At 70.6% G+C, this 16118-nt stretch carries 12 protein-coding genes; 9 read left to right on the forward strand and 3 right to left on the reverse strand.

What is annotated here, in order from left to right; translation table 11 throughout:
- Positions 1 to 112 precede the first annotated feature (112 nt).
- Positions 113 to 574: a nuclear transport factor 2 family protein gene (locus tag BKN37_RS19655; RefSeq protein WP_071028638.1), complete on the reverse strand. Its 462-nt coding sequence runs from the start codon at positions 572 to 574 to the stop codon at positions 113 to 115.
- On the reverse strand, positions 571 to 2712 hold the full coding sequence (gene malQ, locus BKN37_RS19660) for a 4-alpha-glucanotransferase (protein ID WP_071028639.1): 2142 nt from the start codon (positions 2710 to 2712) through the stop codon (positions 571 to 573). The genes BKN37_RS19655 and malQ overlap by 4 nt, the downstream gene beginning before the upstream one ends.
- A 292-nt stretch (positions 2713 to 3004) precedes the next feature.
- Here malQ and eccB point away from each other — a divergent pair, with 292 nt between their 5' ends.
- The 5 genes from eccB to BKN37_RS19685 all read left to right on the forward strand — a co-directional run bounded on the left by eccB (position 3005) and on the right by BKN37_RS19685 (position 12331).
- Positions 3005 to 4525: a type VII secretion protein EccB gene (eccB, locus tag BKN37_RS19665; protein WP_071028640.1), complete on the forward strand. Its 1521-nt coding sequence runs from the start codon at positions 3005 to 3007 to the stop codon at positions 4523 to 4525.
- Entirely contained in the window at positions 4522 to 8703 is a 4182-nt protein-coding gene (gene eccCa, locus BKN37_RS19670) for a type VII secretion protein EccCa (protein ID WP_071028641.1), read from the forward strand. Before eccB ends, eccCa begins: the two co-directional genes overlap by 4 nt.
- Before the next feature lie 613 nt (positions 8704 to 9316).
- Positions 9317 to 10525, forward strand: coding sequence for a PPE family protein (locus BKN37_RS19675; protein ID WP_071028648.1), 1209 nt, complete (start codon positions 9317 to 9319; stop codon positions 10523 to 10525).
- A gap of 249 nt (positions 10526 to 10774) precedes the next feature.
- Positions 10775 to 11074, forward strand: a complete 300-nt coding sequence (locus BKN37_RS19680; RefSeq protein WP_071028642.1) for a PE family protein — start codon at positions 10775 to 10777, stop codon at positions 11072 to 11074.
- 12 nt (positions 11075 to 11086) lie between these two features.
- Positions 11087 to 12331 carry a PPE family protein gene (locus tag BKN37_RS19685; RefSeq protein WP_071028643.1) on the forward strand — a complete coding sequence of 415 codons (1245 nt, stop codon included), beginning with the start codon at positions 11087 to 11089 and terminating at the stop codon, positions 12329 to 12331.
- A 69-nt stretch (positions 12332 to 12400) separates the two neighbouring features.
- Here BKN37_RS19685 and BKN37_RS19690 read toward each other — a convergent pair whose 3' ends face one another.
- The gene (locus tag BKN37_RS19690) at positions 12401 to 12595 is read right to left on the reverse strand and encodes a ferredoxin (protein ID WP_071028644.1); all 195 of its coding nucleotides are present in this window, start codon (positions 12593 to 12595) and stop codon (positions 12401 to 12403) included.
- Positions 12596 to 12772: 177 nt separating this feature from the next.
- On the opposite strand from BKN37_RS19690, the gene BKN37_RS19695 reads away from it, so the two are divergent.
- The 4 genes from BKN37_RS19695 to BKN37_RS27965 all read left to right on the forward strand — a co-directional run.
- Positions 12773 to 13948, forward strand: a complete 1176-nt coding sequence (locus BKN37_RS19695) for a cytochrome P450 (RefSeq protein WP_071028645.1) — start codon at positions 12773 to 12775, stop codon at positions 13946 to 13948.
- Positions 13949 to 14305: 357 nt separating this feature from the next.
- Positions 14306 to 14605: a PE family protein gene (locus BKN37_RS19700; protein WP_071028646.1), complete on the forward strand. Its 300-nt coding sequence runs from the start codon at positions 14306 to 14308 to the stop codon at positions 14603 to 14605.
- 21 nt (positions 14606 to 14626) lie between these two features.
- Entirely contained in the window at positions 14627 to 15859 is a 1233-nt protein-coding gene (locus BKN37_RS19705; protein ID WP_071028647.1) for a PPE family protein, read from the forward strand.
- 128 nt (positions 15860 to 15987) lie between these two features.
- Positions 15988 to 16118, forward strand: a 131-nt coding sequence (locus tag BKN37_RS27965) for a WXG100 family type VII secretion target (RefSeq protein WP_242657301.1), incomplete at its 3' end; no start/stop codon positions are given.

Here is a 16118-nt window from a genome sequence, read left to right on the forward strand (position 1 = left end):
CTGCGAATGTTTGCTCGGGCGCCGGGCGTGCGTGTCGGCGGGGCGGGCCGCCGTGGCCCGTCCGGCGACCCGGGGCCGCGCCGCCCGGAGTGAAATTGGTCACATTCCGGTGCTATTCGCCGCGCACCCGTCGGGCCGGCCGGGTCTCGATCGCGTCGATCGTCAACGCCCGCCGCTGGATTAGCCAGCCCGCGTCGGTTAACTGGTAGTCGTCCCGGTAGCGCAGATACCAGATCAGGTCGCTGTCGCCGTCGTCGCGGTGCGTCCAGTGATGGGCGATGCCGGCGATGCGTCCCCGCGCCGCACCCGGTGCGGGCCCGGGGTCGTAGACCTCGCCGACGACGGCGTGCTGGGTGCGCGTCACCGTCGTCACCGCGGCGAGCGCCGCCGCGATGGCGTCCCGGCCGCGGTGCACCCGCACCGGCTCCAGCGTCGTCGGCGCCTCGGGGACGATCAGCTCCGCGGTCGGGGTGAACAGCCGTGCCACCGCACCGAACTCGCGGTCATCGACCCCCGCGGCGTACCGGTGCACCAGGTCCGCCAGCGCCAGCCGGTCGGCGACCGCCAGGCTCATCGGGGCCCGTTTGGCGCAGCGTGAACGAAACCGTGCAGCACCTCGGCCAGGGCCGCGGCCCGCGGGTCGGTGAACACGTCCTCCAGCAGCAGCGCCGTGCCGTCGGGACCGGCCAGCGGGATCCGCCAGTTCGGGTATTCGTCGGTGGTGCCGGGCTGGTTTTGGGTGCGCCGGTCGCCGACCGCGTCGGTCAGCGCCACCCCGAGCAGCCGCGACGGGGTGCGGCCCAGATACTGATGCAGCGCCAGCACGGTGTCCTCGGGGTCGCGTTCGGGATCGGTGTGCGCGCCCAGCAGCCCCACCCGCCGCAGCTCGGCCATCCAGGCCGCCCGGTCGGCCCGGTCGGCGGCCAGCTCCTCCTCGACGGGCCTGGTCAGCAGCCCCAGCCGGGCCCGTAGCCGGACATGGTCGGCGGCCAGGTATCCCGCGGTGGGCGGCAGGTCATGGGTGGTGACCGAGGACAGGCAGTCCTCGCGCCACCGTTCGGCGGGCAGCGGCGCACCGTCGCGGTCGCGTTCGAACCACAGGATCGAGGTGCCCAGCACCCCGCGCTCGGCCAGGTAGTCGCGCACCCACGGCTGCACGGTGCCCAGATCCTCACCCACCACCAGCGCCCCGGCCCGGTGCGCTTCCAACGCGACGATGCCGATCATCGCCTCGTGGTCGTAGCGCACGTAGGTGCCGTGCGCCGGGGCCGCGCCGTCCGGGATCCACCACAGCCGGAACAGGCCGATGATGTGGTCGATGCGCAGCCCGCCGGCGTGCCGGAACATCGCCCGGATCAGCGCCCGAAACGGCTGATACTCCTGCTCGGCGAGCCGGTCGGGCCGCCACGGCGGCTGCGACCAGTCCTGGCCGCGTTGATTGAACTCGTCCGGGGGAGCGCCGGCCGTCACCCCCAACGCCAACACCTCCTGCAGCGCCCAGGCGTCGGCGCCGTGCGGGTGCACCCCGACCGCCAGGTCGGCGACGATGCCCAGCGCCATGCCGGCCGCGCCGGCGCGGGACTGCGCGGCGCCGAGCTGCTCGTCGAGCTGCCACTGCAGCCAGCGGTGGAAATCGACGGCGGCGCGGTGCTCGGCGGCGAACTCGGCGACCGCCGGGCCGGCCGGATGCCGCAGCTCCTGCGGCCAGTGGTGCCAGTCGGCGCCGAACTGCTCGGCCAGCGCACACCAGGTGGCGAAGTCGTCGAGGGCGGCGCCTTCCCGGGCCCGAAACGCCGCATAGGCCAGTTCCCGGCCCGCCGACCGCGGCACCCGATAGACCAGCTCCAGCGCGGCGCGTTTGGCCGCCCAGGCGGCGTCGCGGTCAATGCTGTCCCGCGCGGCGGCCCGCTGCTGCGCGTGGGCCTGCAGCCGCCGCACCCGCCCCCGTTTACGCAGGTAGGCGAATTCGTCGATGGCTTCCACCCGCAGATACAGCGGGTTGACGTAACGCCGCGAGGTCGGCAGGTACGGCGAGGGCTCCATCGGGGCGGTCGGGGCGGCCGCGTGCAGCGGGTTGACCAACACGTAGTCGGCGCCGTGTCGCGAGGCCGACCACACCGCCAGGTCGGTGAGGTCGGCGAGGTCGCCGACCCCCCAGGATCGCCGCGACCGCACGCTATACAGCTGGGTGGCCAGGCCCCAGGCCCGCCGGCCGAGTCGCGGCAGCCGGCGCGGGGACACGATCAGCGCCGTGCTGGCCTCGTCGGCGCCCGAGCGCAGGTGCACCCGGTGATAGCCGGGCGGCAGATCGGCCGGCAGCACGAAGCTGGCCTCGCCGACCCAGCGGCCGTCGAGCTCGAACGGCGGGGTGAAATTGTCCACCTGCCGCACGTCGTGGCGGACCGTGCCGTCCTCGAGCTGCACCCGGATCTGGGCGGGCTGGCCGTCGGTGACATGCGCCCACAACGGGGTTTCGGCGCCGACGCGCCCGACGATGGTCGGCGGCAGCGGCCGGCTCCAATACCCCCGGTCGTGGGCGGCCAGCGCCGCCTGGCGCTCCGGTTCGGTCGTCGCGGCGACGCCCAGGGCGCCCAGCACGCCCACCAGGGTGGTGTCCGGGACCGGGACCTGGCGTCCGGTCCAGTCCTCGTAGGCGGTGGCCACCCCGAACCGTCCGGCGAGTTCGGCCAGCGACGGCGCCGGTTCGGTCATGCCGGCCCTCCCTCCCGTGTCGCCCACCGTCGCCCCATCGTGCCGCACCGCCGGCGGTGTTCGCTTGACGAGCGGACCATGCCCGGGGTCGCTAGCATGCCTGTGGGCAATCCAGACGAATCCATGTAGGGGCAGATGACGAGCAACAACACGGTGGTCGACGCCGCTTTTAGCGCGGCTCGGCGCACCGCTGGGGCGTGGTGGTCCGACTCCGGGCGGCCTACCGTTATCGGTATGAATGGCGGCGGTGCGGGGCATCGCGACATGCCGGCGGGCCGGAACGTGATCCGGCATGGCTGAGCACGAGCGCGGGCCCGGCTACGGGCTGGGGTTGTCGACCCGGACACAGGTGACGGGTCACCAGTTTTTGGCGCGCCGCACCGCGCTGGCGTTGACCCGCTGGCGGGTCCGAATGGAAGTCGAGCCGAGCCGGCGGCAGGCGCTGGCCGTGGTCGCCTCGGTGTCGGCGGCGGTGGTCGTCTGCCTGGGCGCCCTGCTGATGTCGTTTCTGAGTCCGTCCGGCCAGATCGGTGAGACGCCGATCATCGCCGACCGCGACTCCGGGGCGCTGTACGTGCGGGTGGGGGACACGCTGTATCCGGCGTTGAACCTGGCCTCGGCGCGGCTGATCGCCGGGCGGCCGGAGAACCCGCACAAGGTGCGGTCGAGTCAGATCGCCGAGGCCCCGCACGGCCCGCTGGTCGGCATCCCCGGCGCGCCCTCGGAGTTCTCGCCCAGCAGCCCGGCGTCGGCGTCGTGGCTGATCTGCGACTCGGTGACCCCGACGTTGGGGGTGGGGGCCCCGTCACCGGTGACGGTGACCGTGATCGACGGCGCCCCGGATCTGTCCGATCGCCGCCAGGTGCTCAGCGGGTCGGCCGCGGTGGTGCTGCGCTACGCCAACGAGTCGTGGGTGATCCGCGACGGCCGCCGGTCCCGCATCGACGCCGCCGACCGGTCGGTGCTGCTGCCGCTGGGGCTGGCGCCCGAGCAAGTCAGCCAGGCGCCGCCGATGAGCCGGGCGTTGTTCGACGCCCTGCCGGTCGGCGCGGAACTGGCGGTGCCGACGGTGCCGGACGCCGGCGCCCCCGCGCACTTCGCCGACGCCCCCGGGCCGGTGGGCACCGTCTTCGTCACCCCGCAAATCAGTGGGCCACAACAGTATTCGGTGGTGCTCGCGGACGGGGTGCAAACCGTGACCGCGGTGGTGGCCCAGATCCTGCAGAACGCCGGCGCCACCGGCGGCGGCAAGCCGATGGTGGTGGCCCCGCCGGTGCTGGCGAAACTGCCGGTGGTCCCGGCCGATAAGGCGATGGACCTGTCGGCGTACCCGGAGGGGCCGCTGAGTGTGATCGACAAGCGGGAGAACCCGGCCACCTGCTGGTGGTGGGAGCGCGCCGCCGGGGAGGGCCGGGCCCGCGTGCAGGTGGTGTCCGGGCCGACGATTCCGGTGCCGCAAAACGAGGCCGACCGGGTGGTGTCGCTGGTCAAGGCCGACGACACCGGCCGCGAAGCCGACCGGGTGTACTTCGGCCCCGGCTTCGCGAACTTCGTCACCTCCACCGGCAACGACCCGGGTGCGGCGACCACCGAATCGTTGTGGTGGCTGTCGGATTCCGGGGTGCGGTTCGGGGTCGAAGACACGCGTGAGGCGCGGACCGCGCTGGGGCTGACCATGCAGCCCAGCCCCGCGCCGTGGGTGGCGCTGCGGCTCTTGGCGCCGGGGCCGGCGCTGTCGCGCGCCGACGCGCTGGTGCGTCACGACACCCTGCCAACAGACATGAAGCCAGGAGAATTGGTGGTGCCGAAGTGAAACGCGGTTTTGCGAGGCCGACGCCGGAGCGGCCGCCGGCGGTCAAGCCGGAAAACATTGTGTTGCCGACACCGTTGAGTGTCCCGCCGCCGGAGGGCAAGCCCTGGTGGCTGGTGGTGGTCGGGGTGCTGGTGGTCGGCCTGATCGTCGGCATGGTCGCGATGACCGCCTCCAGCGGGTCGCGGATGTTCCTCGGCGCCGGCTCGATCTTCCCGATCTTCATGATCGGTGGCGTCGCGATGATGATGTTCGGCGGCCGCTTCGGCGGCGGCGCCCAGCAGCTGAGCCGGCCCAAGCTGGACGCCATGCGGGCCCAGTTCATGCTGATGCTGGACCGGCTGCGGGAGACCGCCGCGGAGTCGGCGGATTCCATGGACGCCAACTACCGCTGGTTCCACCCGGCCCCGTCGACGTTGACCGCCGCGATCGGGTCGCCGCGGATGTGGGAGCGCAAACCCGACGGCAAGGACCTCAACTTCGGCGCGGTGCGCGTCGGGGTGGGGATGACCCGCCCCGAGGTCACCTGGGGTGAGCCGCAGAACATGCCCACCGACATCGAGCTGGAGCCGGTGACCGGGAAGGCGCTGCAGGAGTTCGGGCGCTACCAAAGCGTCATCTACAACCTGCCCAAGATGGTGTCGCTGCTGGTCGAACCCTGGTACTCGCTGGTCGGTGACCGCGAGCAGGTGCTGGGTTTGATGCGGGCGATCATCTGCCAGCTGGCCTTCTCGCACGGACCCGACCACCTGCGCATGATCGTGGTCAGCTCCGATGCCGCGCAGTGGGATTGGGTGAAATGGTTGCCGCATTTCGGTGACTCGCGACGCCAAGACGCCGCCGGCAACGCCCGGATGGTGTACGGGTCGGTGCGCGAGTTCGCCGCCGAGCACGGCGACTTGTTCTCCGGCCGTGGGTCGTTCATGCCGCGCCATCCCAGCTCGTCGGCGGAGACGCCGACCCCGCACCACCTGATCATCGCCGACGCCGAGGACCCGCAGTGGGAGTACGTGTTCACCACCGAGGGTGTCGACGGCGTGACGTTCTTCGACCTGTGCGGCGCGTCGGCGTCGGCCGGTCCGTCCCCGCAGCGGGTGCTGCGGTTCACCGACGACAACGGGGTGATCGAGACGCTGCCCCGTGACCGCGACACCTGGATGGTGATCGACGACAACGCGTGGTTCTTCGCGCTGGCCGACCAGCTGTCGGCCGCCGACGCCGAACGGTTCGCCCAGCGGCTGGCGCAGTGGCGGCTGGCCGAGGCCTATGAGGAGATCGGCCAGCGGGTCACCCACATCGGCACCCGGGACATCCTGTCCTACTACGGGATCGAAGACGCCGGCTCCATCGACTTCAGCGCGCTGTGGGCCGGCCGCCGCGACGCGCTGAGCCGGTCGCGGCTGCGGGTGCCGTTCGGCAACCGCGCCGACAACGGCGAGCTGCTGTTTTTGGATATGAAGTCGCTCGACGAGGGCGGCGACGGCCCGCACGGCGTGATGTCGGGGACCACCGGGTCGGGGAAGTCGACCCTGGTGCGCACCGTCATCGAATCGCTGATGCTCGGCCATCCGCCCGACGAGCTGCAGTTCGTGCTGGCCGACCTCAAGGGTGGGTCCGCGGTCAAGCCGTTCGCCGGGGTGCCGCACGTGTCGCGGATCATCACCGACTTGGAAGACGACCAGGCGTTGATGGAGCGCTTCCTGGAAGCGATGTGGGGCGAGATCGCCCGGCGCAAGACGCTGTGTGACAGCGCCGGGGTGGACGGCGCCAAGGAGTACAACGAGATCCGGGCCAGGATGCGGGCCCACGGCCAGGACATGACCCCGCTGCCGATGCTGGTGGTGGTCATCGACGAGTTCTACGAGTGGTTCCGCATCATGCCGACCGCGGTGGAGGTGCTCGACTCGATCGGCCGCCAGGGCCGCGCCTACTGGGTGCACCTGATGATGGCGTCGCAGACCATCGAGAGCCGCGCCGAAAAGCTCATGGAGAACATGGGTTACCGGCTGGTGCTGAAGGCGCAAACCGCCGGGGCGGCCCAGGCCGCCGGGGTGCCCAACGCGGTCAACCTGCCGGCCAAGGCCGGGTTGGGGTATTTCCGCAAGAGCGGCGAGGACATCATCCGGTTCCAGGCGGAGTTCCTGTGGCGCGACTACCACCGCGCCGGGTCGTTCGACGAGGAACAGGCGCCGCTGGTGCACGCCGTCGATTACATTCGGCCGCAGCTGTTTACCACCGCGTTCACCCCGCTGGAGGTGGCGGTCAGCGGCACCGAGATCGAGGCGGCGCCCGAGGAGGCGCTGCCGGCGGTCGGTGAGCGGCCCGCCGAGGAGGGCGCCGAGGAAGACGAGGGCTTCCGGACGCCGAAGGTCGGCACGGTGATCATCGATCAGCTGCGCCGCATCGAGTTCGAGCCGTACCGGCTGTGGCAGCCCCCGCTGGATGAGCCGGTGCCGGTCGACGACCTGGTGAACCGGTTCCTGGGCCGGCCGTGGCAGCAGGACTACGGGACCGCGCGCAACCTGGTGTTCCCGATCGGCGTTATCGACCGGCCGTTCAAACACGACCAGCCGCCGTGGGTGGTGGACACCTCCGGCCCGGGGGCCAACGTGTTGATCCTGGGTGCCGGCGGTTCGGGGAAGACGACCGCGTTGCAGACGCTGATCTGCTCGGCCGCCATGACCCACGGCCCCGACCAGGTGCAGTTCTACTGCCTGGCCTACAGCGGCACCTCGCTGGCGACGGTCGCCCGGCTGCCGCACGTGGGTTCGGTCGCCGGACCCACCGACCCCGACGGGGTGCGCCGCACCGTGGCCGAACTGCTGGCGCTGGTCCGGGGCCGCAAGCGCAGCTTCCTGGAGTACGACGTGCCGTCCATGGAGGTGTTCCGGCGGCGCAAGTTCGGCGACGCGCCCGGCGAGGTGCCCGACGACGGCTTCGGCGACGTCTACCTGGTGATCGACAACTACCGGGCGCTGGCCGAAGACAACGAGGTGCTCATCGAGCAGGTGAACCAGATCATCAACCAGGGTCCCTCGTTCGGCGTGCACGTGGTGGTCACCGCGGACCGGGAATCGGAGCTGCGGCCCGCGGTGCGCAGCGGTTTCGGGTCCCGGGTCGAGCTGCGGCTGGCCGCGGTCGAGGACGCCAAACTGGTGCGGTCCCGGTTCGCCAAGGACGTTCCGGTCAAACCCGGCCGCGGCATGGTCGCGGTGAACTACGTGCGGCTCGACAGCGATCCGCAGGCCGGCCTGCACACCCTGATCGCGCGGCCGGCGCTGGCCGACACCCCCGAGCGGATGTTCGAATCCGACAGCGTGGCCGCGGCGGTCAGCGAGCTGGCGGTGGGCCGGGCCCGCCCGGTGCGGCGGCTGCCGGCCCGGTTCGGGTTGGACGAGGTGCGCGCGGTGGCCGCGGTCGATCACCGCGAAGGTGTCGGCGCCGGCGGAATCGCCTGGGCGATCTCGGAATTGGATCTGCAGCCGGTGTACCTCAACTTCGCCGAGAACGCGCACCTGATGGTCACCGGGCGCCGCGAATGCGGGCGCACCACCACGCTGGCCACCATCATGTCCGAGATCGGGCGGGTGTATGCGCCCGGCGCCAGCTCGGCGCCGACGCCGGGCGGGCCCTCGGCGCAGGTGTGGCTGGTCGATCCGCGTCGCCAGCTGCTGACCACGCTGGGACCGGACTATGTGGAGAAGTTCGCCTACAACATGGACGGCGTGGTGGCGATGATGGACGAGCTGGCCGCCACGCTGGCCCGTCGCGAACCGCCGCCGGGGCTGTCCGCCGAGGAGTTGCTGGCGCATTCCTGGTGGAGCGGACCGGAGATCTTCTTGATCATCGACGACATCCAGCAGTTCCCACCCGGGTTCGACTCCCCGCTGCACAAGGCCGCCCCCTGGGTGACCCGGGCCGCCGACGTCGGGCTGCACGTGATCGCCACCCGGACCTTCGGTGGGTGGTCCTCGGCGGGCAGCGACCCGCTGCTGCGGGCGCTGCACCAGGCCAACGCGCCGCTGCTGGTCATGGACGCCGACCCCGACGAGGGCTTCATCCGCGGCAAGATGAAGGGCGGCCCGCTGCCCCGCGGCCGCGGCCTGCTGATGGCCGAGGACACCGGGGTGTTCGTCCAGGTCGCCGCCACCGAGCTGCGTCCGGTGCCGGGGCGCGGGTAGTCCCCGCACCCCGGTACCGGGGCTCAGGCGGGTGCGACCTGGCACTCGCCTGAGCCGAGCCGCGCACGGAGGCGTCGCGGCTGCCAACACCCCTCAGCCCGCCGTACCCCAGCTGAGGTAGCCCCGGGAACGGTGGATATCGCCGTCACCGCGTGAGCCACCGGCATGGCACCGCAGCGGCGGTTGGCGAAGGCGTTGCCGCGCAAGAAGAGCGGGCCGATCACCACCCCACGACCGGATCGTGGTTTGGGCGCCGCGTGCACGGCGCTTAACCGAACGGTGGATGAACGGTCGCCGCTTTCGGATGAACAGTAGTTGTCCGCTAGTGAATTGTCGGCGTTGGGCGCGGCGTGTCCCGGACCGGCCGCTTAATCTCGCAGACGAGCAATCGTTCAAAGCCGAATGAGCCACGCTCAACGTTCTTAACACTGCCGGTCCGCGAGAGAAGAAGGGTGCGTTGCGATCTGTGGCCACACACCGCGCGTCGCGAAACCACCCGGCCCTCAGCAGCCGCAGTGGCGACCGACAACTATTGACCATGTGCGGCGGCGTTGACCGTCCGGGAGCCGAGCCGGCCGCCCGGGCGTCCGCGGCCGGCTGAGGAGGGGTGGAGTTGGATTTCGGGGCGTTACCGCCGGAGATCAACTCGGGTCGCATGTATACCGGGCCGGGTCCTGGTCCCATGCTGGCCGCCGCGGCGGCCTGGGATGGGTTGGCGGCCGAATTGCACGCGGCGGCGGCCGGCTACGGTTCGGTGATCGCGGAGCTGACCAGTGGGCCCTGGTCGGGGCCGGCGGCGGCGTCCATGACCGCCGCTGCCGCGCCCTATGTCGCCTGGATGCACGCCACCGCGCTGCAAGCCGAGGAGACCGCGACTCAGGCCAGGGCCGCGGTGGCGGCCTACGAAGCGGCCTTTGCGATGACGGTGCCCCCGCCGGTGATCGCGGCCAACCGGCTTCAGTTGATGACGTTGGTCGCGACCAACTTTTTCGGGCAGAACACCCCCGCGATCGCGGCCACCGAGATCCACTACGCCGAAATGTGGGCCCAGGACGCGGCGGCGATGTACGGCTACGCCGGGTCCTCGTCGGCCGCGTCGACGGTGACGCCGTTCACCCGGCCGGCGGACACCACCAACCAGGCGGGGTTGGCCGCGCAGGGCGCCGCGGTCGCCAAAGCCGCCGGCACCCAGGCGGGCAGCTCCGCGCAGACCGCCGCGTCCACGAGTTCGCACCTTGCCTCGACTTCGGCGGTTCCCCAAGTGCTGCAACCACTGTCGTCGTCGGCGGCCTCGCCCACCACTTCGACGTCAACGGGTTCCCTCTCGTCGTTCCTGCCCGCACCGTTCGGTACCGGTCCGGCCCTGACCACCGCGAACTACACGACACTGCTCAAACAAACCCTGCAGGGCTACTTCTTTACCGGCATTCCGCAGTTCCTGGCCTCGATCGCCCAACAGCTGGTTCCGGGCACCGCCGGCGGTGCCGGCGCGGCCGGTAGTGCGCCGCTGCCGGGGGCCGGCCTGCCCGCGGCGGGCAGCTTCGGCGGTGCAGGTGGCACCCCGGTGTCGGCGAGCCTCGCGAAGGCGGGCTCGATCGGCCGGCTGTCGGTACCGCCGAGCTGGGCCGCCGGCGGGGCGGAGCTCAACCCGACGGGTGCGGGAACGGCGCTCAGCAGGGTCGGCGCCGCGGCCTCCGGCGATTCGCAGGGCCTGCTGCGCGGAATACCGTTGACCGGCGCCGGGCGACGCGCCGGTGGGGGAGCGACATACCGGTACGGCTTCCGCTACAGCGTGATGTCGCGCCCGCCTTCGGCGGGCTAGCGCAGGCAGGCACCCCGCGGCAGCGCACGGCGCCGCGGGGTGCTGGCTGTCGGAGGGTCCGCGGGCCGGCGCCGAACCCGTCCGATAAGCCAACGGCGGGTGAACAGCTCGTTCCTGCGGATGAACAGTGGTGATTAGGGAATGAACAGTTGGCGTGGCCGACGTGGGGCCGGGCTCGGTCCCGCTAGCCTCAGTGGCGAGCCACTGCTCGAAGTCCGTTGAGACTTAACTCGATTAGGAGGAGATCACGTGTCGTTCGTGACCACGCAGCCCGAAGCGCTGTCGGCCGCCGCGGGCACCCTGCAGGGCATCGGATCAACGGTTTCCGCGCAGAACGCCGCCGCGGCGGCTCCCACCACCGGTGTGGTACCGGCCGCCGCCGATGAGGTTTCGGCGTTGACGGCGGCGCAGTTCGCCGCCCACGCGCAGCTGTACCAGCAGATCAGCGCCCAAGCCGCGGCGATTCACGAGATGTTCGTCAACACCCTGGGCACCAGCGCCGGGTCGTATGCCGCCACCGAGGCCGCCAACGCGGCCGCGGCCGGTTAGGGCGCAACCGTGGTGGATTACGGGGCACTCCCACCGGAGATCAACTCCGCACGCATGTACGCCGGCCCCGGCTCGGCTCCGATGGTGGCGGCCGCGTCGGCGTGGAACACGCTCGCCGCTGAACTGAATTCGGCCGCCGTCGGCTACGAGAAGGTGATCACGCAGCTGACCGGCGAGGAGTGGTCGGGCACGGCGTCGGCGTCGATGGCCAACGCCGCCGCGCCCTACGTGGCGTGGATGGGCAACGCCGCGACCCAGGCCGAGCACACCGCCAACCAGGCCAGGGCGGCGGCGGCCGCCTACGAGGCCGCGTTCGCCGCGACGGTGCCCCCGCCGGCGGTCGCGACCAACCGGGCGCAGGTCGCGCAGCTGGCCGCGACGAACATCGTCGGTCAAAACACGCCGATGATCGCCCAACTCGAGGCGCAATACGCTCAGATGTGGGCCCAAGACGCCGCCGCCATGTACGGCTACGCCGGGCAGTCGGCGGCCGCTTCGAAGGTGACACCGTTCACCTCGCCGGCGCAGACCACCAATGCCGCCGGGCAGGCCCTGCAATCCGCCGCCGTCACCCACGCCGCGTCCACGGCGGCAGGAACGAGCGCGCAGAATGTGTCGCAGGCGATTACCCAGGCGCCCAACGCGTTGCAGAGCCTGGCAACCCCCGCGGCAACGACCACCAGCTCGTCGACGTCGCCGTTCGGCAGCATCTGGGAACTGTTGACCGGGTCGTCCACCCCGCCGACCTCGCTGTCAGGGCTGCTCAACGCGTACAGCCCATTCGCCGGCTTCTTCTACAACACCGAAGGTTTGCCGTACTTCAGTATCGGTATGGGCAACAACTTCGTTCAGATCGCCAAGACCTTGGGATTGATCGGCGGGTCGGCCCCGCCCGCCGCCAAGGGCGCGGCTGATGCGGCCGGCGCCGCGGGCGCGGCCGGTGCCGCGGGCGGATTGGGCGGGCTGGGCGCTATGGGTGGCGGTCCGGTGTCGGCCGGACTGGGCGCTGCGAACGGGGTCGGTCGATTGGCGGTGCCGCCCAGCTGGCTTGGTTCGACCCCGCTGTCGTCGTCGGGGTTCCCGGCCCCACCGGTGCCGGTCAGCAGTGTCAGCCTTGCTCCGGAGGCCGGCGCGGGTGCCGGAAACCTGTTGGGCGGCATGCCGTTGGCGGGTGCTGGAGCATCAGGTGCGGCCGGGTCGGGTCCCAAATACGGGTTCCGCCCCACCGTGATGGCCCGCCCGCCGTTCGCCGGATAGCGCGCGCACCGGGCGCCGCGATTAGCAAGGCGCTCTTGACAGTTCGTGGCGGCCGGCGTGCGGTGGTGGCTACTCTTCGTCGAGGACGAGCGCCATCTCCGGGCAGGCGGCCACGCCGTCGCGGGTGAGCTGCGTGTCCTCGGGCCGTACCTCGTGTTCTTCGAGGACGGAGTAGCCGGACTCGTCGATCGGGAACAGGTCTGGGTCGACGGCGTAGCACTGCGCATGCCCCGCACATTTCGATCGTTCGAGACGAACTCTCATCGCTGGTTCCCTTCACCGAATGCGTTGCGCGCGGGTCGACGTGGCGCATCGTGTATCTCGATTTTAGGAGACGCTGCACCCATCGACTCAAGGCTTTGCCCAGCGGCCGATGTTTACGATGTTGACGGTCGCACCATCGGCGAGGCGACCGGGAAACACAGGAACGGACGGCCGCCTATGAGCACCTTCGACGAGTACCAGCCAGGTGCATTTCACCTGCCGCGGCTTGACTACGCGAACTTGCCGATGGCCGTCGACCGTGGTGTCGGGTGGAAGACCCTGCGGGACGCCGGGCCGGTGGTGTTCATGAATGGCGCCTATTACCTGACCCGCCGTGAAGACGTGCTCGGGGCGCTGCGCAATCCCAAGGTTTTTTCCTCGCGCTTGGCGCTGCAACCCCCCGATAGCCCGCTGCCCGTGGTACCGCTCGCGTTCGACCCGCCGGAACACACCCGGTACCGCAAGATCCTCACGCCCTATTTCAGCCCGCACGCACTGAGCAAGTCCCTGCCGGTGCTGCGCCGGCACGCCGCCGACATGATCGATGGCATCGCCCGCCAAGGCGAATGCGAGGTGATGGCCGACCTGGCGAACCTGTATCCGTTTCAGGTGTTCCTCGATCTTTACGGTCTTCCGCTGGAGGATCGTGACCGCGTAATTGCCTGGAAAGACGCTGTGGTCGACGACAAGCCCTACCGCACCGAGGCCGACCTTGCGCCGGCCCGCGAGTTATTCACCTACCTCACGGACGCGATCAACCAACGCCGGCAGAACCCGGGCACCGACATGTTGTCGCGGGTGATGACCGGCGACGGGGACTTCAGCGACCTGGAATTGCTGGGCATGAGCCACCTGCTGATCCTGGCGGGCCTCGACACGGTGACGGCGGCGATCGGGTTCTGCCTGTTCGAACTGGCGCGCAGGCCACAACTGCGCGCCGCGCTTCGCGACCACCCCAAACAGATCCGGGCCTTCATCGAAGAAATCGTCCGGTTGGAGCCCTCGGCGCCGGTGGCGCCCAGGGTGACCACCGAGAGCGTGAGCGTCGGTGGCATGACGCTGCCCGCCGGTACTCCGGTGCGGTTGTGCATGGCCGCGGTCAACCGCGACGGCAGCGACCCGACCTCCACCGACGACCTGGTCATGGACGGCAAACTACACCGGCACTGGGGATTCGGCGGCGGACCGCACCGCTGCCTGGGATCGCACTTGGCCCGGCTGGAACTAACCGTGGTGGTCGAGGAATGGCTGCAGCGCATCCCGGAGTTCGAGTTGGTTCCGGGCTATACACCGGAGATCGCCTTCCCGGCGATGACGTTCGCGCTTAAGACGCTGCCGCTGCAGTGGGCTTGAACGCTGCCGCGCCCGACCCAATATGGTTGCTGTGATGCGGGTCACCGGGTGAGCGGCCGCTTTGCGTGCAGCTAGATTTTTATTCCGTGACCGCGCCGACAGGCCGCCGAACCGCTCGTAACGGCCCGATCCGGCCAACAATGGGTAACGGCGCCTAGCCGCCGCGGTGACCCGTTTGACCTGCGTGGATCGCCCATCGCAGGCCCAACCTCGTTACTGTCGCATTACCCAAGGTGAACATTTGGCACTGCCTGGTGAACACTTGGGAACATCGGCTGTCGCGGGAGGCGCGACACGTCGTTGGCCTCTACTGTCATCCCCAGAGCGATTGCTGAGAGTGACGAGGAGGAAATCTCGATGTCGTTCGTGACCACCCAGCCGGAGGCGCTGGCGGCCGCCGCTGCCAACCTGACCGGACTCGGCTCGGCGCTGAGCGCGCAGAACGCCGCGGCCGCCGCCCCCACCACCGGTGTGGTTCCCGCCGCCGCCGACGAGGTTTCGGCGCTGACCGCCGCCCAGTTCGCGGCGCACGGCACGCTGTACCAGCAGATCAGCGCGCAGGCCGCGGCGATTCACGAGATGTTCGTGAACACGCTGAACACCAGCGCGGGGTCGTACGCGGCCACCGAGGCCGCCAACGCGGCCGCGGCCGGTTAGGCGAGCGGAAGCTAACGAACAATGGACTACGGGGCCTTGCCGCCGGAGATTAACTCTGCGCGCATGTACATGGGTGCCGGTGCCGGCCCGCTGCTGGCCGCGGCGTCCGCCTGGGACACCCTGGCCGCCGAACTGCACTCGACGGCGGCCTCCTATGGTTCGGTGATCTCGGGGTTGACCACGTCGGGCTGGACGGGTCCGTCCTCGGCCTCGATGGCCGCGGCCGCCGCGCCCTACGTGACCTGGATGACCACCACCGCCACCCAGGCCGAGCTGGCCGCGAACCAGGCACGGGCGGCGGTCGGCGCCTACGAGGCGGCGTTCTCGGCGACGGTGCCGCCGCCGCTGATCGCGGCCAACCGCACCCAGCTGGCCACCCTGGTCGCCACCAACATCCTGGGGCAGAACACCCCGGCGATCGCCGCCACCGAGGCCCACTACATGGAGATGTGGGCCCAAGACGCCAGCGCCATGTACGGCTATCACGGGGCGTCGCAGGCGGCGAGCACGTTGACGCCGTTCAGCCAGCCGCCGCAGACCACCAACCCGGCCGGGTCGGCCGCCCAGGCCGCCGCGGTCGGTCACAGCACCGCGAACTCGGCGGCCTCCCAGGCACAGGCCACGGTGTCGCAGGTCACCGCCAACCTGCCGTCCCAGCTGGGCACCAACGTGTCGTCCCAGGCGTCTCAACTGTCCAACCTGCCCCAGCAGGCGCTGCAAACCCTCACGTCGGGCGCGTCGTCGACGTCGCCGTTGGATGCGCTCAAGGATGCGCAAACCCTGGCGTCGCCGGCGATCATGGTCGCGCAGAACGGCAGCTACCTGTTCTCGCTGGTCAACTCGATGAACTCGCTGATGCGGGCGGGCACCTCGGGCGCCGCCGCCGCCGCCCTGACCAACCCGGTCGCCGCGTTGGGGTCGGCGCTGACCGGCGGATCGAGCGGCTTCGCCGGCATGAGCGGGCTGGGCGGACTGGGCGGGGTGACCGCCGGGTTCGGTCAGGCCGGCTCACTCGGCGCGCTGTCGGTGCCGCAGAGCTGGGCGTCGGTCGCCCCGTCGACCAGCTCGATCGCCTCGGCGCTGGGCAACGGGCTGGGCGCGACCCCGACCGCCGGGCTCAACGCCGGCAACATGATGAACGGCGTGCCGATGCTGGCCAACGCCGCCCGGGCGGTCGGCAGCGGCCAGACCCCGGCGATTCCCCGGTTCGATCTCCGTCCGAGTGTCATCCCGCACTCACCGGCGGCCGGGTAATGGAAGGGGGGCCAACAGTGTGTTTCGGCCAGGCAGCACGCTGCTTCAAGGCGTAGCCTGCTGTCATACATCGGCCACGGCAACAACTATTCGCAGTCGATGAACTTCTATTAGGTAAGGAGGCGATTATGCCTACGCGTTTTATGACGGATCCGCATCAGATGCGGGCGATGGCGGGCCGGTTTGATGTGCACGCTCAGACGGTTGAGGATGAGGCCCGCAAGATGTGGGCGTCGTCGATGAACATTACGGGTGCTGG

The sequence above is a fragment of the Mycobacterium talmoniae genome (assembly GCF_001854525.1).
Classification (GTDB): Bacteria; Actinomycetota; Actinomycetes; order Mycobacteriales; family Mycobacteriaceae; genus Mycobacterium; species Mycobacterium talmoniae.

What these genes read in the sequence shown, in the direction of transcription:
- BKN37_RS19690 (WP_071028644.1), bottom strand. Translation starts at nt 12,595, where the DNA reads ATGAGAGTTCGTCTCGAACGATCGAAATGTGCGGGGCATGCGCAGTGC.
- malQ (WP_071028639.1), bottom strand. Translation starts at nt 2,712, where the DNA reads ATGACCGAACCGGCGCCGTCGCTGGCCGAACTCGCCGGACGGTTCGGG.
- BKN37_RS19695 (WP_071028645.1), top strand. Translation starts at nt 12,773, where the DNA reads ATGAGCACCTTCGACGAGTACCAGCCAGGTGCATTTCACCTGCCGCGG.
- BKN37_RS19700 (WP_071028646.1), top strand. Translation starts at nt 14,306, where the DNA reads ATGTCGTTCGTGACCACCCAGCCGGAGGCGCTGGCGGCCGCCGCTGCC.
- eccB (WP_071028640.1), top strand. Translation starts at nt 3,005, where the DNA reads ATGGCTGAGCACGAGCGCGGGCCCGGCTACGGGCTGGGGTTGTCGACC.
- BKN37_RS19655 (WP_071028638.1), bottom strand. Translation starts at nt 574, where the DNA reads ATGAGCCTGGCGGTCGCCGACCGGCTGGCGCTGGCGGACCTGGTGCAC.
- BKN37_RS19705 (WP_071028647.1), top strand. Translation starts at nt 14,627, where the DNA reads ATGGACTACGGGGCCTTGCCGCCGGAGATTAACTCTGCGCGCATGTAC.